The following is a 20758-nucleotide window of genomic DNA, read 5'->3' as shown; positions in this document are numbered from 1 at the left end:
TGACGCGGGGCCTGGCGGCGGGCGACGAGACAAGTCTGGCGGCCGCGTACGAACGCTGGTCGGCGCTGGTGCACGCCCTCGCCCGGCGGAGCCTCGGCGACACCGCGGAGGCGGAGGACGTCACCCAGCAGGTGTTCCTCGGGGTATGGCGCGGGCGCCACGGGTACCGGCCCGAGCGGGGCGCGGTCGGCGCCTGGATCGTGGGCATCACCCGGCGCAGGATCGCCGACGCCCTGTCCGCGCGAACCCGTCGAGCGGACCTGGCCGCCTCCGCGGGCACCGCGCTGGTGCTCGCCGGGCGTCCGGGCCACGGCGAGGACCCCGAGGCCGTTCTCGACCGCGTACTGATCCGCTCCGAGCTGGCCCGACTGCCCGCACCGCAGCGGCGGGTCCTCCACCTGGCCTTCTACGAGGACCTCACCCAGACGCAGATCGCGGAACGCACGGGCCTGCCCCTGGGCACGGTCAAGAGCCACACCCGGCGCGGGCTGAGACGCCTGCACGGACGCCTGACCGAGGACGACCGTATGTGACCTTCACGCGACCATCCTCATTCGCTATATGAACGATGCAGACCGATCCGGCTGGTCGGCGCGCATTCCTGCATCCGGACCGCCGGCCGCACCGGAAGTACATGCGGCGGGGTCGAACGACGCACCGCCACCCCCGGTCGCTCGACCGCCTCTGACTGCTCGACGACATCTACACATAAAGGAGAAATAAGAGCAGAATGAGCGTACGCGGCCCTTTCCGCGCACCCCGTCGGACGCGGTCAGGCTGCCGAGTTCAAAGGAGTCGAGTCATGGCCAACGTCTCACACAGGAGTGACATCACCAGCCACCCTGATGTAACCGAAATGCGGGCCCGGTACGACCGCATGCTCGGTGGTCGCGATGTGGCGCTCGTCGACGGACCGGTGTTCCTGCTCGGTCTGTACTGCGCCGTTTCCCCGTGGATACTCCACTACACGACGAGCCAGCCCTCGCTGGTGCCCCACAACCTGATCGTGGGCATCGCGATCGGTTTCCTGGCCCTCGGCTTCACCGCAGCGCCGGAGAGGATGTACGGCCTGAGCTGGGCCATGTGCGCCCTCGGAGTCTGGATGATCATCGCGCCGTGGATCGTGGGCGACAGCCCCGACGCCGGTGTCGTGGTCAACAACATCATCATCGGCGCCCTCGCTCTGGTCCTCGGACTGCTGTGCGCCGGCGCATCGGCGAAGGGCGGCTCCCGCGCCTCCCGTACTCCGCCGATGTAGAACAGAAGACCCGCGAGGGGTACTGACGGCCGATCCGCCCCGGCGGGTCGGCCGTCGCCGTACGGGGAGCCGCGCGCGTGGCCGAGCGGGGGGGCCCGCGTGGGTGCCCGCGCAACGCCCTTCTCCCCGGCCGATATTCGTTCGCCCGGGGCCCACCCGCGCCCCCACACTGGCGCCCGTGAGTCGAACCGTCAGCGCCTGGGTGACCTCGGGCAGCAACTTCCTCGGGGTCACCGGTCCGTTCCCCGTCGACGTCCCCTGGTGGGCCGAGGTCGAGCAGGTCGTGCGGCACCTGGAGCGGACCCTCCACGTGCCCGTACTGGTGCTGCGTCTCCTCTCCGTCGACGGGGGCGAGGGCGGGCGGGACGGCCATGTGACCTACCACGTCGAGGCGTCCGAGCCGCCGAGGCCCGGCGCGTTGGAGCAGCGGCAGGTGGACCGAGCGCTGTGGAGCGGCGACGAGCCCCTCCGCTCACCGTGGGCACGGGCCGACGGGCTGCGGGAGTTGCTCGACTGGGCCCGGCGGACACTGTCCGACCAGGGGCGGCCGGTGACGGGGCCGGCCGAGCAGCGGCGGACCTGGAACCTGGCGGGACTGTTCCGGCTGCCCACCGGACGCGGTCCGGTCTGGCTCAAGGCCACCCCTCGTTTCGCCTCCGACGAGGGGACCGTCATCGCCGCGTTCGCCGAGGTCGCCCCGGGGCTCGTCCCCACTGTGCTCGGCGCCGCCGAAGGGCGCGTCCTGCTGGAGCACATCCCCGGCGAGGACTGCTGGAACGCCGATGCCCGCACCGTCGAGGCCGGGGTGCGCCGCTTCGTCGCAGCCCAGGCCGCACTGGCCGACAGACGGCCGCACGGACTACGGGACCGGCGCGACGCGACGCTCGCCGGTCTCGCGCGCCGCCTCCTGGACGGCACCGTCCCGCTGGAGATCAGCGCGCGGGAACGGGACACGGCACGGGAGTTGACGGACCGCTGGGACCTGCTCGCGGCCTGCGGGCTGCCCGACACACTGGTCCACGCCGACTTCCATCCCGGCAACTGGCGCGGCGACGGCGGCCCGCCCGTCATCGTGGACTTCGCCGACGCCCACTGGGGCAATCCGGTCCTGGACTGTCTGCGCCTGCACGACTATCTCCCGGAGGCCGTGCGGGCGACGGCCGTCCACACCTGGGTGGACGCCTGGCGGTCCCACGCCCCCATGAGCGACCCCGCGCGTGCGCTCGCGCTCGCCGAACCCTTGGCGCATCTGACGTACGCCGTGCGCTACCAGGAGTTCCTGGACGGCATCGAGCCCTCGGAGCGGCCGTACCACGAGGGCGACCCGGCCACGGCGATCCGGACGGCGGTGCGATGTGCCGCGCGTCCGGGCGGTTCGTGAAGAACCTGAAACCGAAACGGAGTGCACTCGCGTTCGAAGGGCACTCGCATGCCGCGGGGGTCACGACGAAGGGGCGGAGAGCAGATGGAGATCGACGGCATCATCAGTGCCATCATCATCGGCATTGTGATCGGTGTCCTGGGACGGCTGGTCGTCCCGGGCCGGCAGCGCATCGGCATCCTGCTGACGATTCTCGTCGGCATCGTCGCCGCGCTCATCGGATCCGCGATCGCCGCGGGGATCGGCGTGGCCGACACCGACGGCGTCGACTGGGTCGAGTGGCTCATCCAGATCGGACTCGCGGCACTGGGCGTCGTGGCACTGGACCGCGCCAAGGCCCGACGCTGAGGCGACGTCGGGCAAGGGCAGCGGAACCCGGCGCGACGACGCGGGCGGAACCGGGGCGGCAGCGGCATGACAGCCGCCCCGGCGCCGCCGCGCGTTGCAGCCGCCGGTGACGCATGCGCCGCAGCGGTGGGTGCCGGGGTCGGCCGTAATTCCGTTGCGGGGCGGCAGTTACCCCGGCTAGCGTGCCCCGACTCGGCAGCCGGGGTCACCCGGTTCGGCGCCCGGCCGCCGATCAGCTTCGGAGCCCTCTTGCCCCCGCGCATCACCCCGCTCGCCGACCTCTCCCCCACCCCGTCCAGTCGCCGGTTGGCCTGGCTGGCCTGCGGGACCGACGGTGAGCCCCTCGGCTCGGCCTTCCTGCGGCTGTTCACCAAGGAGGGCCAGACGCATCTGGCCGAACTCGAACTCACCGTGCACCCGACCGAGCGGCGGCGCGGTGTGGGCACGGCTCTGCTCGACGCGGCGGTCGGCGCTGCCAGGAGCGAGCGCCGCCGGACGGTCGTCGCACAGGCCCGCCAGGGCTCCCCCGGTGACACGTTCCTCGCGGCGCGCGGCTTCCGCGACGTACTGACGCTGACGTACGCCCGCCTGGACCTCGCGGACCTGGACCTCGACCACGTCCGCCGCGTCGCGGAACAGCCACGGCCCGGCTACCACCTGACCGCCTGGGCGGGTGTCGTGCCCGCCGATCTGGCCGAAACCTATGCGGCCTCTCGCCGCGCGATGGACGACATGCCGATGGGCGACACCGACTACGGGGCGGTGGTCTGGGACGTCGAGCGGCTCGTGGCGGCCGCCGAAACCATCGAGAAGCGCGGCGACTCGCTCCACACGGTCGCGGCGGTGGACTCGTCGGACGGCACGATCGTCGGTTTCTCGGAGCTCGTCCTGCCCGCCGACGGCGAGGGCGACGGGCAGCACTACGGCACGGCGGTCCTGCCCGAGCACCGGGGCCACGGGCTGGCGTTGAAGATGAAGGCGGAGGCCGTCCTCCACGCCCACAGCCTGTACCCGGGCATCGCCCTGCTCACCGACACGGCGGAGGACAACGCGCCGATGCGCCGCGTCAACGACCGGCTCGGCTACCGGCCCACACACCGGGCGGTGGAGTACCAGCTCGACCTGTGACGGACGCGGGGCGGCGTCACACCGCCGCGGCCCCGCCCACGGCGTACTCGTGCGGTGTCGTCGTCGTGAGCGGCTCGAAGCCGAGGCGGGCCAGGATCGGGCGGCTGCGGGCGAGGGCATCGACCTGGACGTAGCGGTAGCCGCGGTCGGCGGCGACCCGGGCGCGATGGGCGACGAGGGCCCGGTAGACGCCCCGGCCACGCCAGTTCTCCACCGTGCCGCCGCCCCACAGGCCGGCGAAACGGGTGCCCGGGAGCAGCTCCATGCGGGCGGCGCTCACCGGTTCGTCACCGGCGAGGGCCACGACCGCCACGACCGTGTCGGTGTCCCCGCCGAGCTGGGCGAGAAGCTGGTTCCGCATGCGGGAGCTGTCCGTGCCGAACGCCTTCTCGTGGACGTCGGCCACCATCGCCACGCCCTCGGCGTCGGTGACGGGCAGGATGCGAACGCCCTCGGGCGGGTCGACGTCGAGGGTGAGGTCGGCGACCTCGGCGACCATCAGCGTCTCTTCCGGAGCGGCGGTGAATCCGGCCGCGCGGAGTCTTCGCCCCAGGTCCACGGGCAGGTCGTGTCCGTACAGCTTCCACTCGAAGTCACGGCCGAGGCCGGAGAAGTAGCGGATCTGCTCGGCGATGGCCGCGTCGGCGCCCGCCTCGTCCAGATCGGACCAGACGACTCCGCTCCAGCCGATCTCGGAGCCGACCTGACGCACCACCCCGCCCACGCGCTCGATCCGGGCTCCGGGGCTGTCGGGGCGGGCGCCCTCGCGCATGTCCCGGTCGAACAGTGCCAGCACAGCAGCGTGATCCATACGGTCACTCCATCATCACTCGTTCGCCCTGGCAACGGGTGTCACCCGCGGAAAGGGGTGTGATTCAGACACACGACGTAGGGTGCACCCCGCGCAGTGCGTCCGAACGGTCCCGAGGAGGGCGCGTACGAACATGGTGGACGAATCCGAACTGGCCTACCTGCGGCGGTGTGTGGAGCTTGCGACGGAGGCGTTGGAGGCCGGTGACGAACCGTTCGGCTCGGTGCTCGTCGGGGCCGACGGCACGGTGCTGGCGGAGGACCACAACCGGGTGGCCGGAGGCGACCGCACCCGTCACCCGGAGTTCGAACCGGCCCGCTGGTCCGCCGCCCGGCTCACCCCCGAGGAACGGGCCGCGGCGACCGTCCACACCTCCGGAGAGCACTGCCCGATGTGCGCGGCCGCCCATGCCTGGGTGGGCCTCTGACGCATCGTGTACATCGCCTCCTCCGAGCAACTCGCCGGGTGGCTCGGCGCCTTGGGGGTGCCCGCGCCGCCCGTGCGGACCCTTCCCGTGCGGGACGTCGCGCCGGGGGTGGTGGTCGAGGGCCTGGTGCCGGAGCTGGTCGAGGAGGTGCACGCCCTGCACCGCAGGTTTCACACGGGAAAGGTGGGCGTCACCGACGACGACTGAGACGGCCGGAACGGCGACGACTGAGACGGCCGGAACGGGGCAGGCGGTCCGCGTCCGTCGTCGTTGACCGGAGAACTTCTTTCGATGCCTGAAGACGTGGCGCAGCACTCCCGTCCCGCCCCGGCGGCCCCGTCCGACCGGGTCGGACCCTCGGTGGGGCGCGGGTCGCGGGACCCGTACTTCGACAACGCGAAGTACCTCACCATCGTCCTGGTGGCGTGCGGGCACGCCTGGGAGCCGCTGACGTACGGCAGCCGGGCCGCGACGGCCGCGTATCTGACGGTCTACGCCTTCCACATGCCGGCCTTCGCCCTGGTCTCCGGCTACTTCTCGCGGAGCTTCGACATGGCGCCCGGCCGGCTGAGGCGGCTGCTGACCGGGGTGGTCCTGCCGTACGTGGTGTTCGAGACGGCGTACACGCTGTTCTACCGGTGGGCGCAGGACGATCCGGGGTATCCGCTGAGCCTACTGGACCCCTGGTACGTGATGTGGTTCCTGGTCGCGCTGTTCGTCTGGCGGGTGACCACCCCTGTGTGGCTGGCGCTGCGGCACCCGGTGCCGGTCGCGCTCGGTCTGGCGACGCTCGCGGCGGTCTCGCCGGACCTCGGCGGGGACATCTCCATCCAGCGTGTCCTGGGGTTCCTGCCGTTCTTCGTGGTGGGGCTGACCCTGCGTCCCGAGCACTTCGAGCGGCTCCGCACCCGCCGGGTGCGCCTCGGGGCGCTCGTCGTGGGCGTGGGGGCGCTCGTGGCGGCGTACGGGGTGGCCCCGTGGTTCGACGCGGGCTGGTTCTACCACCGGGGCAGCGTCACCGGGCAGGGCGCCTCCCGCTGGGCGGGGCTGCTCACCACGCCCGCGCTGTTCGGTCTGGCGGTGCTGCTGACGGCCTGCTTCCTGGCCTGGGTGCCGCGCCGTCATCTGTGGTTCACGGCGCTGGGCGCGGGCACGATGTACGGCTATCTGCTGCACGGTTTCGTGATCAAGTGGGCCCGCTTCCGGGACTGGTACGCCGCCGAGTGGCTGCACACCCCGCTCGGGGAGCTCGCGGTCACGGCCGTCGCGGTCGCCGGCATCACCCTGCTGTGCACGTCCCCCGTACGAGCCGTGCTGCGCTGCGTCGTCGAGCCGCGCATGGAGTGGGCGTTCAAGCGGCCGGCCGCGGCGGAACCGTCGGCGGCGGGGGCGGCAGCCGCGTCGGGGGCGGATGCGGCGTCTGCACCGTCCTCGGAACGGGCGACCGCCTCGGCCGCTAGCCGAGCTCCAGAGTCGTGACCCCGAAGACACGGTCGCGGGCGTACGGCCGGATCGGGCCCGTGTACATGCGGGCCGTCTCGAAGGACGGCGTCAGCCCGTACTCCTCGGCCAGGGCGACCGCCGCCGTGTTCTCCTCGGGAATGTCGACGGCGAACACCCGGCCCGCGGCCTCGGCCGCCAGGCCCGCGAGGAGCGCCCGGGCGTCCGCGGCGGTGTCCGCGAACAGCGGGCCGACGCGCAGCGCGTCCCGGCCGGGCCGGATGACGCCGTAGCCGGTGAGCCGTCCGTCGACGACCCGGGCCAGGGCCCGGTGCCCCTCGGTGGTCAGCCACCGCTCCAGGAAGCGGGGACGGTCGGCGGCGCAGCAGGCGCTGTCGTACGCGGCGACGGTCCGCGGGTCCTCGACGGGCCGGACGTCGGCGGGCACCTCCGCCCGGGGGGCCGTTCCCGTGTAGCGGAAGGTGCGGTAGGCGAACTCGAAACCGGACTGCCGGTAGTTGCCCTGCTGCGCGACCACCCCGTCCAGCCCGACAGTGCGGCCCTCGGCGTGGGCGAGGGCGGTCTTCCACGTGGTGAGGCCGTAGCCGCGGCCGCGCTGGTCGGGGCGGACGAGGTAGAAGCCGAGGAAGGCGTAGTCGGCGTCGTAGGTGACGACGGAGACGGACGACACCGGCTCCCCGTCGATCCTGCCGATGAAGAAACCGTCCGGGTCCTGGGCGAAGAAGCACGGGGCGTCCGAGAGCCCCGGGTTCCAGCCCTCCTCCCCCGCCCATGCGGCGACCACCGCCCAGTCGTCGAGCGTGGCCCGGCTGACGACGAGGTCCTGAGCCCCCGAAGTGGTCATCTGCGCGCTCCGTTCGATGAGGTCGCGAGTGCGGTGGTCGGCCGCACGCCCGCAGCATCCTGGTCGAATCCGGTGGCCGTCGCGACGCGGGATACGGACGAGATCGGTCGGCCATCGGGCTTCGCGGCGGCCGGATTCACGCGGACGGGTGAGAGGCGCCCGCCCGGGTGCCGACCGGTGTCGTCCGGTGTCGCGGCGCAGACTACGGCAGGTCAAGGCGGGCCGCCCGCCGGGAGGCGTGGGCGCGGGGGCCCGCCTATCGTGATCCGGGGGTCGTCCCCGGTCGCCCCTGGCCGGGTGCCCCTGGAGGCACGCATGCGGTCCACGCGCAGACGGCGTCCGTTCAGCGGAGCCGCGGTCATGGTGCTGGCCCTGCTGGGGGCCGGGCTGCCGGCCGCGGCGGCGGGCGCCGACGAGCAGGACGACAAGCAGCCCGACCTGTCCCGCTTCTACGACCAGAAGATCAAGTGGCGCAGATGCACGGGCGTGGAGATGCCCAAGGATCTGCGCTGCGGCAAGGTCACCGTGCCCCTCGACTACGCGCGGCCCGGGAAGGGGACGCTCGACCTGGCGTTGGCCCGCTACCGGGCGACGGGCGACTCGCGGGGCAGCCTGCTGCTGAACTTCGGTGGCCCCGGCGGCCCGGGCGTCCCCGAACTGGCCTATGGCGGCGCGGATTTCATGGCCCTCACCAAGGGCTACGACGTCGTCTCCTTCGATCCGCGCGGCGTCGGCCGCTCCTCACCCGTGAGCTGCGGCGAGGGCACCGACGAAGCCATGGAGGCGACGGACGACGGCAACGACGCGAACGACCCCCAGGTCGCGCTCAAGCAGTTGAAGAAGGCCGCCGCGGCCTGCGGCAGGCACTCCGGTCCGGTGCTGCCGCACATCGGCACGATCAACGCCTCCCGCGACCTGGACGTGATGCGCGCCGCCCTCGGTGACAAGAAGCTCAACTACCTCGGCTTCTCCTACGGGACCCGGCTCGGCGCGGTGTACGCGGCGCAGTTCCCGAAGAAGGTGGGCCGCATGGTGCTCGACGGCGTCGACACCCTCACCGAGCCGCTGGCGGAGCAGGGCCTCGTCGGCGCCCAGGGTCAGCAGACCGCGCTGGAGGACTATCTCGACGCGTGTGCCGAGCAACTGACCTGCCCGTTCGGGCAGGACGCCCGGTCGGCCCGGGAACAGGTCGTCGACCTCGTCGAGTCGCTGGACGAGTATCCCGTACCGACGGACTTCGGGCCGGAGTTCTCCGGGCAGGACCTGGTGGGCGCCATCAGCCAGGCCCTCTACAGCGAGCAGATGTGGCCCGCGCTGACGCAGGCCCTCAACATGCTCGTCCACGACGGCGACACCCGGGGCGTCGTGGCGCTCGCGGGTGGTGGCATGAGCAAGCCTCCCCGGTCCGCCACCCCGAGCCCGAGCGGCGGACTCGTCGACGAGGAGGACGTGCCGCTCGACAACGTCCCCGCCGCGCTGATGGCGATCAACTGCGCCGACGACCCCGACCGGCCCACCGCCGGCGGGATCACGGAGGAGATCGCGGACCTGCGCGCCGCGTACGAGGACGCCTCCCCGGTGTTCGGCAAGTACCGCCTCACGCAGGTGCTGATGTGCTACGGCCGCCCGAAGGGCACCGACTTCATCCGCGAGGAGGTGCGGGACGTGGACACCCCGAGGATGCTGCTGGTGGGTACCCGGGGCGACCCCGCGACGCCGTACCGCTGGACCGTGGAGACGGCGAAGCGCCTCGGCTCCTCGGCGGTCGTCCTCGACCACAAGGGGAAGGGGCACACCGGGTACGCGTCGTCGAAGTGCGTGCGCGAGACGGTCGACGAGTTCCTGCTGTACGGCTCGCTGCCCGACGACGGAAGTTCCTGCGGAGCCGACGATTGAGCATCAGGCGTGTAACACGGGCAGCTCGGCTACAACCCCGCCCGCACCTCGCGCGTCACACTGGGTGTGCGTCGCATTTCACGCGACCCGCACTCGTATGTGACCGAACCTGGGGGAATACACCGATGCGTATCCGTTCCGTCCTCACCGTCTCGACCGTGGCGACCGCCGGCGCCGCGCTGCTCCTCGCGGCCGCGCCGCAGGGTCTGGCCGCCCAGCCTGCCGCCAAGGTCCCCGTCTGCAAGGCGAAGGTCCTCAAGATCGGCGCCAAGCAGGCGAAGGACACGAGGATCGTGCACATCACGGTCAAGAACACCGGCACCCGTACCTGCACGATCGACCGCCTGCCCGTGGTCACGTTCGGCGACCTGGACGGGTCGGCCCAGCCGGTGCCGTCGGGCGAGAGCGGGCCGTACAAGCTGGTCGCCGGCAAGACTGCGTACGCGACGGTCCGTACGATCGCCGACCTCAAGGACCCCGAGGCGCGCCGCGTCGACTCGATCGGCGTGTCGGCCAACCCGAACCTCGGCGGCCGTCTGTTCACGCTGAAGCAGCTGGGCGCGACCAAGAAGGTGAAGGTCTGGGAGCCGGTGACGACCTGGTGGAAGGCGTCCCAGGCCGCCGCGGACAAGTCGCTGAAGAAGGAAGTCGGCTGACGCGCACGGCGGGCACCCGCCGCCGCTGAACGACCGAGTCGGGCCCGTCGGGCGCGCACCCTCACCGGTGTGCGGCGGCGGGCCCGACCCGTGCTCGCCGCCGGCCCGACCGCCCCTAACTCGCGCCCCGGTCCGGACTTCGGCCCGCCGCGACGGTTGACCCGAATACCCCAAATGCCCCACGCGCGAATCAGTCCTATCGTGAAGTCATGGAGCATGCCCTCAGCCCCGCGACCCTCACCGAGCTGCGCCGTCCGCGGCCCTACCCCGCCGTGTCGGTACTGACGCCGACGCATCGGCGGGAACCGGAGAACGCCCAGGATCCGGTCCGGCTCCGCAATGTGCTCGCCGAGGCGAAGAAGCAGCTGGACCACGATCCCGCGGTCACCCGTGAGCGGCGCAACGACGTCGTCGAGCAGTTGGACCGCGCGCTGGCCGAGGTGGACCTGACGCACGCCGAGGACGGTTTGGTGATCTTCGCGGCGCCGGGCGAGCACCAGGTGTGGTCACTGGCCCGGCCGGTACCGGAGCGCGTGGTGCTCGCGGACACCTTCCTGACCCGGAACCTGGTGGCCGCGCAGGCCGCTGAGCGCCCCTTCTGGGTGCTGTCGGTCTCCTCCGACCGGGTCGCGCTGTGGAACGGCGGCGGCGACCGGGTCGTGCCCGCGCGCACCGGTGGGTTCCCGCTCACCCGGGACCGCGACAACTTCGACGCGGAACGGCAGCAGCGGATCGGCGACATGCCGAGCGCCTTCCGGGACGAGGACACCCGGCACTTCCTGCGGGACGCCGACACGGCGATGAGCCGGGTGCTGCGTACGCATCCGCGGCCCCTGTACGTGACGGGCGAGACGGCGGCGCTGTCCCTCCTGGACGAGATCGGCACCGTCACCAAGGACGCCACCCACATTCCGCACGGCGGTCTGGCGCACGGCACCCCGGACGCGGTGTGGCAGGCGATCGGCCCGATGATCGAGGCCGAGAACCGCAGGAACGTCGACACGGTGGCCCGGCGGCTGGAGGCGGCCCGCGGCAGCAAGGCGTTCGCGGCCGGCGTCGACGAGGTCCGGCAGAACGCGGAGCAGGGCCGCGTCCAGCTCCTGGCCGTCGAGGAGAACTACCGGGCGACCGTCCGCGCCGACGGCGGGGTCCACCTCGTCCCGGCGGAGAGCGGCGAGCTGGACGCCCGCGAGGACATCGTGGACGAGATCGTCGAACGGTGCCTCGACACCGGGGCCGAGGTGCGGTTCGTGCCCGACGGCACCCTCGGCGACGCGCGCGGCATCGCGGGCGTCCTGCGCTACTGAGCCCGCCGCCCTGCGTTACCGAACGCGCCGCCCCGCACTACTGAGCCCGCCGTCCCGCGCCACCGGGCACGCCACCGGTCAGACACCGTCGAAGAGGGCCGTCAGGCCCCGGTCGACGGCCCGCCCGACCGGCTCGCTGCCGGAGCCGACGACGGCGAAGGTGCGCACCAGGAAGCGCCGTAGGGCGGCGGTGTCGAACCGCAGCAGGGCCATGCCGTGCGGCGAGTGCAGCTCCACGACCGTGCGGGTGCGCCCGCAGGGCCAGATGTGCACGTCCCCGGTTCCGGCTGGCCCCCGCAGCCCCTCGTCGAGCAGCTCGCGGGCGAACGTCCAGGTCACCATGGAGCCGCTGAGCGAGATGTCCGCGGGGAAGTCGAGATGCACGGCCAGCGGGTCGTCGGAGGTGTAGCGCAGCGTGGTGGGCACCGGCAGCTCGCGGTCCTCGGCCGTGACCAGGAGGACTCGTGCGGGCTGTTCCAGTGTGACGGTCATGCGCGCTCTCCGTTTCGGATCCGGGTCGGCCCTGCGCCGACATGCCTCATCGGCCTCGCGAAGGGCATTCGCGCGCCACGCTTTCCTGGATTCACCACTGTGAGCCAAGTCACCCGTTTCCCCCGTACCCGAGACCCTCACCCCCCGGCGGACGCCGGTTCTCCTCGGATGTACCGACACCGCTCCACAGGATCAAAGCGGCTCGCACAAACGACCCTCGAACACGGGCTTGAAAGCGGCTCGGAGCAGACCCGACAATCCATCAAGTCGCGTACGCTGCCTACGACTTGCCCCCTCGGGGCACGTAGCGAGATGTCGTGGCGGACCCGGTCCGCGAGGACAGCGGCATATGCCGGAAGCACCACCGTATCGTGTCTTGCCAAATCCCTTACAGCGCGTCGCGGGCTGTGCGACAGTCGTAACCGGCCCATCCGTCAGCGCTGGTCGTACCGTCCCCCCTCGGAGTACGTGATGCCGTCCCATCTCTCTGCGGATCGCCCCGCCCAGCCGCCCCGACGCGGCACGGTCGACGCGCTCATCTCGCAGACGCGCCGGCTGCGCGGCGACATGGACGCCGTACGGCGTGACGCCGCCGCCGACGGGACGGACGCCGAGGGCCGGTGGCAGCGCGCTCTGTACGACCTGGCGCTCCATCAACTGAACGATCTGGACGAGCACTTGGCCCAGCTGCGGGACGGCCCCGATGTCCCGGCGGCCGACGCGGACGACGCCGACGCTCCCGCCGAACCGGTCGCGGCCCGCCCGCGCGGGTCGCTGCTCAGCCGGGTCGGCAGCGCCGAGTGGAACCTCCTCACGGACGAGGCGAGCTGGTCCGGGGAGCTGTACGAGATCCTCGGCCGCGATCCGTCCACCCCGGCACTCACACTCGACGAGCTGCCGTCGCTGGTGCTGGAGGAGGACCGGCCGCAGCTGACGGCGATGGTGACGGACTGTCTGATCGACGCCCGGCGCATCGACGGTGAGTTCCGGATCGAGCTCCCCGACGGGGTGGTCCGCACCGTGCACATGATGGGCGAGCCCGTACTCGACGACGACGGCAGCACCGCCTCCATGTGGGCGGTGCTACGCGACGTCAGCGAACTGCGGCGCAGCCAGCGTGCGGTGAGCGACACCCGTGACTCGCTCGAACGCCGACGGCACATCGCGCGGGCCGAGCACCGGATCGCGGTCGAGCTCCAGGAGGCCGTGCTGCCGCCGTGGCGTGGCGCCCTGCGGCTCCCGCACCGGGGCCCCGAGACCCTGGACGTGGCGGCCCGCTATCTCCCCTGCTCGTCAACGGCGCTGATCGGCGGCGACTGGTACGACGCGCTCGAACTGCCCGGCGGCGACAGCCTGTTGAGCGTCGGCGACCTCACCGGCCACGGAGTGACCGTCACCTCGGGCATGGCGACGCTGATCGGCGCGGTCCGCGGGATGGCCATGGCCGGTACCGAACCGGGGCAGCTGATGGCCTGCCTCAACCAGTTACTCGACGCGGCCGGGCAACCGGCCCTCGGTAGCGCCGTGTGCTGCCGCTACCGGCCGGCGACCCGCACCCTGGTGTGGGCACAGGCGGGGCACCCCGCCCCGCTGCTGTTCCGCGACGGGACGGGGCGCGTGCTGCCGACGCCGGACGGCGTCCTGCTCGGCGCGACCTCGGGCGCCGTCTACGGGCAGGCCGAGGTGACGCTCCGACCGGGTGATCTCCTGCTCCTGCACACCGATGGGCTGGTGCCCGGGGGCATGGCAGCCGTCCAGCGGCTGCTGGACCTGGCCCCGCGGTTCGCCGAGGCGCGGACGGCCAGGGACGGTGTACGGGCGGTGGTGGAGGAGTTCGGCGAGGGCGAGCGCGAGGACGACGCCTGCGTGCTCGTCGCCAGGGTCCTCGCCTGACGTCAGGGTCCTGGCCTGACCTCAGGATCGTCGTCCGACGGGGAGAAGGGGTGACTTCCTGATGCCGAAGCGGTGACCTCCTGATGCCATGGGGTACCGCCGGCCGGCGGTCACGCCGGTGCGATGTCGCCCCTGTTCCTCGACTGCGGCTTCGGCAGGGCGAGTTTGATCTCCTCCCGAAGGTCCTGGATCTTCGGATAGCTGGAGTACTGACCGGTGAGCCGGTACATCTGACGCAGCCGGTCCCAGGTGCGTCCCGACGAGTTCGACCCCATCGACATCAGGGCCAGCCGGGCGTACCGGTTCGCCTGCTCGGGGTCGTCCGCGATGAAGCAGGCCGACGCCATGGAGAGATGGTCGAAGATCTTCGACCGTTCCCGGCCGTCGTTGCGCAGGGCCAGGGCCTTCTCCGCGTAGTGCTGGGCGTGCGCGGCCGCGCCGGGCTCGAACTCGGCGAGGGTGCGGTAGGCGAGGGCCTGCATGCCGTACAGATCCTCGTCCTTGAAGGTCTGCATCCAACTCGGCGGCGGTGTGTCGCCCTTGTCGGAGACGAAGAGGTCCTCCGCCTGCCCCAGGGTGCGGCGCATGGCCTGGCCCTTGCCCATGGACGCCTGCGCCCACGCCTCGATGGTGTGGAACATGGCCTTGGTGCGGGGCAGCACCCGCTCGCCGGAGCCGGACTGGGCTAGTTTCATGAGGTCGAGCGCCTCGTCGGGTTTGCCGAGGTGCACCAGTTGCCGGGCCGCCCGGGAGAGGGCCTCGCCGGCGCGGGGCCGGTCACCGCCCTCCCGGGCGGCGTGGGCGGCGATGATGAAGTACTTCTGGGCGGTGGGTTCGAGGCCGACGTCGTGCGACATCCATCCCGCGAGGACGGCGAGGTTTGCGGCGACGCCCCACAGACGCTGCTGGAGGTGTTCGGGGTGGCGGTAGGAGAGCATGCCTCCCACCTCGTTGAGCTGTCCCACGACAGCCTTGCGTTGCAGCCCGCCGCCACGGGCCGCGTCCCAGGCCCGGAACACCTCGACGGAGCGCTCCAGTTCCTCGATCTCCTGCGATCCGATGGGGGCGGCCTCATAGCGGTCGAACCCAGCGGGGTCGGCGTGCAGGGGGTTGTCGAGGTCGGGAGCGTCGGCCTTGAGCGTCGGGTCGGTGTGCAGCCAGTCGTGCATGGCGCTGCTGAGTGCTGATCCCGCGGTGAGCGCGACGCCCGCACCCACCAAGCCGCGTCGGTTGAGCATGAGGTCCATTCCCGTGAATTCGGTGAGGACCGCGGCAGTCCGTTCGGGCGCCCACGGCACACCGTCGGGATGCTCCGCATTCCCGCCGCCCTGCCGTTTCCCCGTACGCCCGTGCCGGACCAGACCGAGGTCCTCGATGGTCACGACACGGCCGAGACGCTCGGTGAACAGCGCCGCCAGCACCCGCGGCACGGGATCGCGCGGGATCTCTCCCATGTCGATCCACCGCCGCACCCGTGAGGTGTCGGTCGCCAGCTGCGGGTGGCCCATGGCCGCCGCCTGCCGGTTGACCAGCCTCGCGAGCTCGCCCTTCGACCAGCCGGCCAGGCCGAACAGGTCTGCGAGTCGGGTGTTGGGTTGTCCGCTCACGTCAAGCCCCCAGGTTCTCGGCTGAGTTGAATGTAGCCCGCTGTCAGTTGCTGGGGGACTATTCGCCAGGCTTCGCCAGGGTGCGCTACATGGTGTGCCACGGGCCATCCGGTGTCAGGTAGGAAAGCGCCACCCCGGCCCGGTCGCCCGACAGGCACTCCCCAGGGTGTCCCCGGTCGGCCGGGGCGGGTGGCGCGTGACATCGCAGGCACACGAAGGGATCTGTATTCGCCCATGTACGCAGCATCGTCCTCCGTGTCCGCTCCGCCCCGGCCGCTCGCACCCCGCCAGCCGGGCGGTGGCGGCCCCTATCTCGACCCCACCCGTTCCGTGGCCCCCGGACTCGGTGCCGGCCGGGCCCGGCGCGTTCCGGGGCTCGGCCCCCAACCGCTCAGCGGGAGACTCGACTTGTCCGGCCCTCAGGGCGCGCAGCTGCGCACGGCGATCGCCTCGGTGCATCGCATCTGTCCGGAGTTCGCTCCGGTCCAGGTGCTGCGCCGCAGCGGCCGCTCGGTGCTGCTCGTCGGTACGACAGGGCGCAGCACGGCCGTCGCCAAGTGTTTACTGGACCACTCCTCCATCTGGGAGGAGCGGCTCCGGCACGAAATAGCCGCTTACCGCTCGTTCGTCCGGCACCGCCCCCCGGTGCGGGTGCCGAGGTTGATCGCGGCGGACCCGGACAACTGCACCCTGGTCGTCGAGCGGATGCCGGGCCGGGTGGCCGCGCTGCAGCGGCATCCGGTGGAGGCGCCGCCGCGCGCCGACATCCGGGCGGCGCTCGGCGCGATCTGCCGGCTGAACGCGTGGCGGCCACCGGCGGGCACGTTCGACGCCCCGCTGGACTACGCGGAGCGGATCTCCCGATTCCATGAGCTGGGTCTGCTCACCGACCGGGACATGGGCGATCTGCAGAAGCTCCTGCACGGCATCGCGCACGCGGCGGGCCGTCAGGGCATGGGCCAGTTCTGCCACGGCGACGCCCTGCTGTCGAACATCCTGCTCTCACCGGCCGGTCCAGTGCTGGTGGACTGGGAGCACGCGGGGTGGTATCTGCCGGGCTACGACCTGGCGACGCTGTGGGCGGTGCTCGGGGACGCTCCCGTGGCGCGGCGTCAGATCAGTCAACTGGCGCAGTCCGCGGGCCCTGCCTCGCGGGACGCGTTCCTGGTGAATCTGATGCTCGTACTGACCCGTGAGATCCGTACCTACGAGACGGCCGTGCAGCGTTCGATGCACGACACGACCCCGGCGGCACCGGGCCCGGCCCACCCGGCTGCTGCGCCGTCCGGCGAGGAACAGCGGCTGCTGCTCAGGCGGCTGCACGACGACTGCCAGCTGGCCCGCAAGGCCGTACGGGCGGCGGTCGGCACTCGCTGAGGGGAAACGAAGGCCCGCGGCGCGCCCCGCACACCGGCGCACCGCGGGCCTTCGTCATGTCAGCCCTTGCAGTAGTTGTCGCGCTCAACCACCGCCGCGCCACGGGCAGATAGGCAGGCAGGCGGGTCTTGACTCCTGTTGTGGCTGGGGCGGATCGTGGACAGAGAGGCTGTAGCAGAGCAGTCCTGGCAGGTGATCTTTGTGCAGGCTGTCATCCGTAAGCGCACTGCCGTCACCACATGCGGCTTCCTCCTCTGCGGAGTGCTCGCCGCACCAGCGGTCGCGGATGTGGTCTCGGCCCTTACCGACCACAGCGAGCAGACCCAGGTCGACGCCGTGCGGAAGAAGCCGAAGAAGCCCCCGCGGCACTAGGAGGACACTTCACAGCAGCCACTGGTCCCGTTGCCCCGTACCCATGGTCTGGGGTGGCCGGGGCCAGCTGGTCCCTCGCACGACTCATCGCTTGCCCTTCGGCGGCGGTCATGGATGCAATGTGCGTCATGATCACGCACATGCGCTCGCCGGGGCGGAGTGAGAGGGACCCGTCGGCCGTCCGGATCGGTGTACTCGTCCCGCTGAGCCCGCCCGGCTGGGTGGAGGCGGGTCGGCACTTGCTGGCCGGCCTCGAACTCGCCGCCGACGAGGTCAACGACGGCGGTGGAATGGACGGAAGACCCCTGGTACTGCTGGTCCGGGACACCGTGGCCGATCCGCGGAGGGCCGCGGCGGCCGTGGACGAGCTGGCTCGGCTGGGTGTGGCCGCCCTGGCCGGGGAGTACCACAGCGTTGTCGCGCGCTCCGCCGCCGCGCGGGCGGACGCCCTCGGTCTGCCGTTCCTGTGCTCGTCGGCGGTCCTCGACGCGCTCACCGACCGGCCGACATATCGGGTGGCGCGCCTGTGCCCGGCCCAGTCCCACGGCTGGCGGATCTACGCCGACCACCTCCTCGACGCGGGCCACCGGCGGGTCGCCGTGGCGGCCCAGTCGAGCGTGTACTGGGCGGCCGGGACCCGCCTACTGCGCGACCACCTCGCCCCGCACGGAGGCTCCGTCGCCGAACTCGACATGGGCCTGCTCGACCCCACGGCCGTGTGCGACGAACTCGTCCGCCTGCGAACGACGGCCCTGCTGCTGCTCACGGGCCACCCGGAGCCGGCGGTGTCGATCGTCAGGGCCGTCCGCCGCGACCAGCGGCTCGCCGACGTCCTGGTCGGTGCCCCGGCCGGGCAACCGGAGCTCCCCTCGTGGGCGGCTCTGCTGGGCGGCGACGGTTCGGGGGTCCCGTTCCTGCGCTATCTGCCCGAGCGTCTCGGTGCCCTCGGCACACGTGTCGAGGCGGCCCTGCGCGAGCGGCTCGGCGAGGCCCCCTCGTTCGTCGCCTTCGAGGGCTACGACACGATCGCCGTCCTCGCCGACGTACTGCGCTCCCAGGGCACGGACCGGGCACGGATCGCCGCCTCCTGGCCGCCTGTCGTGGTCGAGGGGTCCCGGGGGGAGATCCGATTCTCCCGAACACCGGGCGTCGGTGTCTGGCAGTGGGCCTGGCCGCCGGTGCAGGTCGTCGATCGGGATCCGGCGGAGCCCGATCGCTTCCGGATCCTCCGGAACGGGTGAGCGAGAAGCGGGAGGGTGGCAAGCGAGGTCGGGGGGAGACGGCTGTCCGCCGTTCCACGCGCCACGGGCCGTCATGGCCGGTGACCGGGCCTCCGGGCGGGCATGATTGACGGATCGTCGGCCGACCGATAGCACTGGTGCACGTTCGGCCCCGCATGCCCCGCCAACGCCCCACCGTTCCAGGAGGCCGCCTTGCGAGGATCCCCCACCGACCGCAGGCCCACCACCCGTCGCAGACGTCTTCGCGGCACGGCGGTCGCCGCCACCCCGGCGGTGCTGATGCTGCCGCTGCTGGGCGCGGCCCCGCCCGAGAGCCAGTCGTCGTCCTCGGCCCGGCTGCAGGGCGCCTTCGCGGCCGCCGCCGCGGAGTACCAGGTCCCCCGCAGTGTGCTGCTGGGTGTGTCGTATCTTCAGTCCCGCTGGGACGCGCACGGCGGTGCCCCCAGCGTCACCGGTGGCTACGGCCCCATGCACCTCACGGACGCGCGTACGGCGCTGGCCGAGGCCCCGCACCACAGTGAGGGTGCGGAGGACCCGCGCGGTGACGGCTCCCGTCCGCCGCTGCGACCCGAGGCGGTCCTGCCCGAGAACGCCGAACTCCCGCCCCGGCTGCGGACCTTGCCGCGGGCGGCCGAGCTGACGGGACTGCCGGCCGAGTCACTGCGCACGGACGCCGAGGCCAATGTGGCCGGCGGCGCGGCACTGCTCGCCGCCGCGCAACGGGAGCTGGGCCGCGAGCCGAGCGCCGACCCCGCCGACTGGTACGGGGCGGTGGCGCGGTTCTCCGGCGCCGACGACCGGGCCACGGCGGCGGCGTACGCGAACGAGGTCTTCGCGGTGATCCGGGACGGCGTCCACCGGGTCACCGACGCCGGTCAGCGGGTGACGCTCCCCGCCGAGCCGCGACTGGCCCCCCACACCGGGCAGTTGACGCGGGCCGGGCTGCGCGCCGCCGCGGCGGCCGGCACCGAGTGCCCGAGGACGGTGTCGTGCGAGTGGATCCCGGCACCGTACGAGGAGTTCGGCGACAAGGACTACGGCAACCACGACCTGGCCGACCGGCCCACGTCCCAGAGCATCCGGTACATCGTCGTCCACGACACCGAGGCCACCTGGGACACCACGTTGAAGCTGGTCCAGGACCCGACGTACGTGTCCTGGCACTACTCGCTGCGCTCCACGGACGGGCACATCGCCCAGCATGTGAAGAACAAGGACGTGGCCTGGCACGCCGGCAACTGGTACGTCAACGCCAAGTCGATCGGCCTGGAGCACGAGGGTTTCCTCGCCTCGCCGGACGCCTGGTACACGGAGGCGATGTACCGGACGTCGGCACGGCTGGTGAAGTACCTGGCCGCCAAGTACCGCGTCCCGCTGGACCGCCGGCACATCCTCGGCCACGACACCGTGCCCGGCCCGACGACGGCGACGATCCCGGGCATGCACACCGACCCCGGCCCGTATTGGGACTGGCGGCACTACTTCGAGCTGCTCGGCAGGCCCTTCGGCCCGACCGCCGGACAGAACAGCCGTCTCGTCACCATCCTCCCCGACTACGCGGACAACCGGCCCGAGTTCACCGGCTGTGTGAGCGGCGGGCAGCCGTGCGCCGTGCACGGCTCCAGTGCCGTACGCCTGTACAGCGAGCCCGACACGGCCTCGCCGCTCATCAAGGACATCGGCCTGCGGCCGGACGGGAGCCCCTCCACGATCGATGTGAACGACCTCGGTTCGCGGGTCTCCACCGGCCAGCAGTACGCGGTCGCCGAGCGGCGCGGCGCGTGGACGGCGATCTGGTACCTCGGGCAGAAGGCGTGGTTCCGCAACCCGGCGGCACAGCCCACGGCGGTCGGCGCGGCCGGGCTGGTCGTGACACCCCGGAAGGATCTCGCGGAGATCCCCGTGTACGGCAGGGCCTACCCGGAGAAGGAGGCCTATCCGACGGACGTCCCGGCCCAGGCGGTGTCGCCGCTGCCGTACAAGCTCCTCAAGGGGCAGCGCTATGTGGTCGGTGACCGGCTGAAGGGCGAGTACTACTACGCCGTCTCCTTCGACACGTCCGGGCACAAGGTCGTGAGGGGGGACGACGTCTACTACGAGATCCAGTTCGGACACCGGGTGGCGTTCGTGCGGGCGGCGGACGTGCGGGTGCTGCCGGCGATCTGAGGGGTGCCTTGTAGCTCGGGGCCGGGGTTCGTCGGCGGGTGCGGGTGAGTGGGGGCCGTTCGCGCAGTTCCCCGCGCCCCTGAAAAGCGACCG

The 20758-nt window shown here is 72.1% G+C and carries 18 protein-coding genes and 1 pseudogene; 15 read left to right on the top strand and 4 right to left on the bottom strand.

Annotated features, from left to right (window positions below; genetic code table 11):
* The 5 genes from AOK23_RS04370 to AOK23_RS04350 all read left to right on the top strand — a co-directional run.
* Window positions 1–533: sigma-70 family RNA polymerase sigma factor (locus AOK23_RS04370; protein ID WP_055711421.1), on the top strand; the 533-nt coding region annotated here is incomplete at its 5' end.
* A 269-nt stretch (window positions 534–802) separates the two neighbouring features.
* Complete coding sequence (locus tag AOK23_RS04365; protein WP_055711420.1) at window positions 803–1258, top strand: SPW repeat protein; 456 nt, start codon at window positions 803–805, stop codon at window positions 1256–1258.
* Between the two features lie 178 nt (window positions 1259–1436).
* Entirely contained in the window at window positions 1437–2639 is a 1203-nt protein-coding gene (locus AOK23_RS04360; RefSeq protein WP_240496243.1) for an aminoglycoside phosphotransferase family protein, read from the top strand.
* An 84-nt stretch (window positions 2640–2723) separates the two neighbouring features.
* Window positions 2724–2987 carry a GlsB/YeaQ/YmgE family stress response membrane protein gene (locus tag AOK23_RS04355; protein WP_055516009.1) on the top strand — a complete coding sequence of 88 codons (264 nt, stop codon included), beginning with the start codon at window positions 2724–2726 and terminating at the stop codon, window positions 2985–2987.
* Between the two features lie 249 nt (window positions 2988–3236).
* On the top strand, window positions 3237–4115 hold the full coding sequence (locus AOK23_RS04350; protein WP_055711418.1) for a GNAT family N-acetyltransferase: 879 nt from the start codon (window positions 3237–3239) through the stop codon (window positions 4113–4115).
* Between the two features lie 16 nt (window positions 4116–4131).
* Here AOK23_RS04350 and AOK23_RS04345 read toward each other — a convergent pair whose 3' ends face one another.
* Window positions 4132–4926, bottom strand: coding sequence for a GNAT family N-acetyltransferase (locus AOK23_RS04345; RefSeq protein WP_055711417.1), 795 nt, complete (start codon window positions 4924–4926; stop codon window positions 4132–4134).
* Window positions 4927–5059: 133 nt separating this feature from the next.
* Between AOK23_RS04345 and AOK23_RS04340 the strand changes: the two are divergent.
* Window positions 5060–5560 (top strand): annotated as a pseudogene (locus AOK23_RS04340) (nucleoside deaminase).
* Window positions 5561–5644: 84 nt separating this feature from the next.
* Window positions 5645–6832, top strand: a complete 1188-nt coding sequence (locus AOK23_RS04335; RefSeq protein WP_055711416.1) for an acyltransferase family protein — start codon at window positions 5645–5647, stop codon at window positions 6830–6832.
* Here AOK23_RS04335 and AOK23_RS04330 read toward each other — a convergent pair.
* A complete protein-coding gene (locus AOK23_RS04330; RefSeq protein ID WP_055711415.1) occupies window positions 6810–7658 on the bottom strand; it encodes a GNAT family N-acetyltransferase in 849 nt (282 codons plus the stop codon). The two genes, AOK23_RS04335 and AOK23_RS04330, sit on opposite strands and share 23 nt — an antisense overlap.
* A 315-nt stretch (window positions 7659–7973) precedes the next feature.
* Between AOK23_RS04330 and AOK23_RS04325 the strand changes: the two genes are divergently transcribed.
* The 3 genes from AOK23_RS04325 to AOK23_RS04315 all read left to right on the top strand — a co-directional run bounded on the left by AOK23_RS04325 (window position 7974) and on the right by AOK23_RS04315 (window position 11517).
* Window positions 7974–9554, top strand: a complete 1581-nt coding sequence (locus tag AOK23_RS04325) for an alpha/beta hydrolase (RefSeq protein ID WP_055711414.1) — start codon at window positions 7974–7976, stop codon at window positions 9552–9554.
* A 125-nt stretch (window positions 9555–9679) separates the two neighbouring features.
* Window positions 9680–10210 (top strand): DUF4232 domain-containing protein, encoded by a 531-nt coding sequence (locus AOK23_RS04320; RefSeq protein WP_055711413.1) that lies wholly within the window; start codon window positions 9680–9682, stop codon window positions 10208–10210.
* Window positions 10211–10419: 209 nt separating this feature from the next.
* A complete protein-coding gene (locus AOK23_RS04315) occupies window positions 10420–11517 on the top strand; it encodes a baeRF3 domain-containing protein (RefSeq protein WP_055711412.1) in 1098 nt (365 codons plus the stop codon).
* Between the two features lie 78 nt (window positions 11518–11595).
* On the opposite strand, the gene AOK23_RS04310 is transcribed toward AOK23_RS04315, so the two are convergent.
* Window positions 11596–12009 carry an SsgA family sporulation/cell division regulator gene (locus AOK23_RS04310; protein WP_055711411.1) on the bottom strand — a complete coding sequence of 138 codons (414 nt, stop codon included), beginning with the start codon at window positions 12007–12009 and terminating at the stop codon, window positions 11596–11598.
* A 471-nt stretch (window positions 12010–12480) separates the two neighbouring features.
* Here AOK23_RS04310 and AOK23_RS04305 point away from each other — a divergent pair, with 471 nt between their 5' ends.
* Window positions 12481–13902: a PP2C family protein-serine/threonine phosphatase gene (locus tag AOK23_RS04305; protein ID WP_055711410.1), complete on the top strand. Its 1422-nt coding sequence runs from the start codon at window positions 12481–12483 to the stop codon at window positions 13900–13902.
* A 110-nt stretch (window positions 13903–14012) separates the two neighbouring features.
* On the opposite strand, the gene AOK23_RS04300 is transcribed toward AOK23_RS04305, so the two are convergent.
* Window positions 14013–15509, bottom strand: coding sequence for a DNA-binding protein NsdB (locus AOK23_RS04300; protein WP_055711409.1), 1497 nt, complete (start codon window positions 15507–15509; stop codon window positions 14013–14015).
* 234 nt (window positions 15510–15743) lie between these two features.
* Here AOK23_RS04300 and AOK23_RS04295 point away from each other — a divergent pair, with 234 nt between their 5' ends.
* The 4 genes from AOK23_RS04295 to AOK23_RS04280 all read left to right on the top strand — a co-directional run bounded on the left by AOK23_RS04295 (window position 15744) and on the right by AOK23_RS04280 (window position 20665).
* Window positions 15744–16886 carry an aminoglycoside phosphotransferase family protein gene (locus AOK23_RS04295; RefSeq protein WP_055711408.1) on the top strand — a complete coding sequence of 381 codons (1143 nt, stop codon included), beginning with the start codon at window positions 15744–15746 and terminating at the stop codon, window positions 16884–16886.
* Between the two features lie 201 nt (window positions 16887–17087).
* Complete coding sequence (locus AOK23_RS04290; protein ID WP_157877934.1) at window positions 17088–17258, top strand: hypothetical protein; 171 nt, start codon at window positions 17088–17090, stop codon at window positions 17256–17258.
* A 128-nt stretch (window positions 17259–17386) separates the two neighbouring features.
* Window positions 17387–18499, top strand: coding sequence for an ABC transporter substrate-binding protein (locus AOK23_RS04285; RefSeq protein ID WP_055711425.1), 1113 nt, complete (start codon window positions 17387–17389; stop codon window positions 18497–18499).
* A 192-nt stretch (window positions 18500–18691) separates the two neighbouring features.
* The gene (locus AOK23_RS04280; protein ID WP_055711406.1) at window positions 18692–20665 is read left to right on the top strand and encodes an N-acetylmuramoyl-L-alanine amidase; all 1974 of its coding nucleotides are present in this window, start codon (window positions 18692–18694) and stop codon (window positions 20663–20665) included.
* Window positions 20666–20758: the final 93 nt, after the last annotated feature.

The sequence above is a fragment of the Streptomyces torulosus genome (assembly GCF_001419765.1).
In the GTDB taxonomy this organism is placed as follows: domain Bacteria; phylum Actinomycetota; class Actinomycetes; order Streptomycetales; family Streptomycetaceae; genus Streptomyces; species Streptomyces torulosus.
This window is presented reverse-complemented; position numbering and strand designations above follow the sequence as displayed.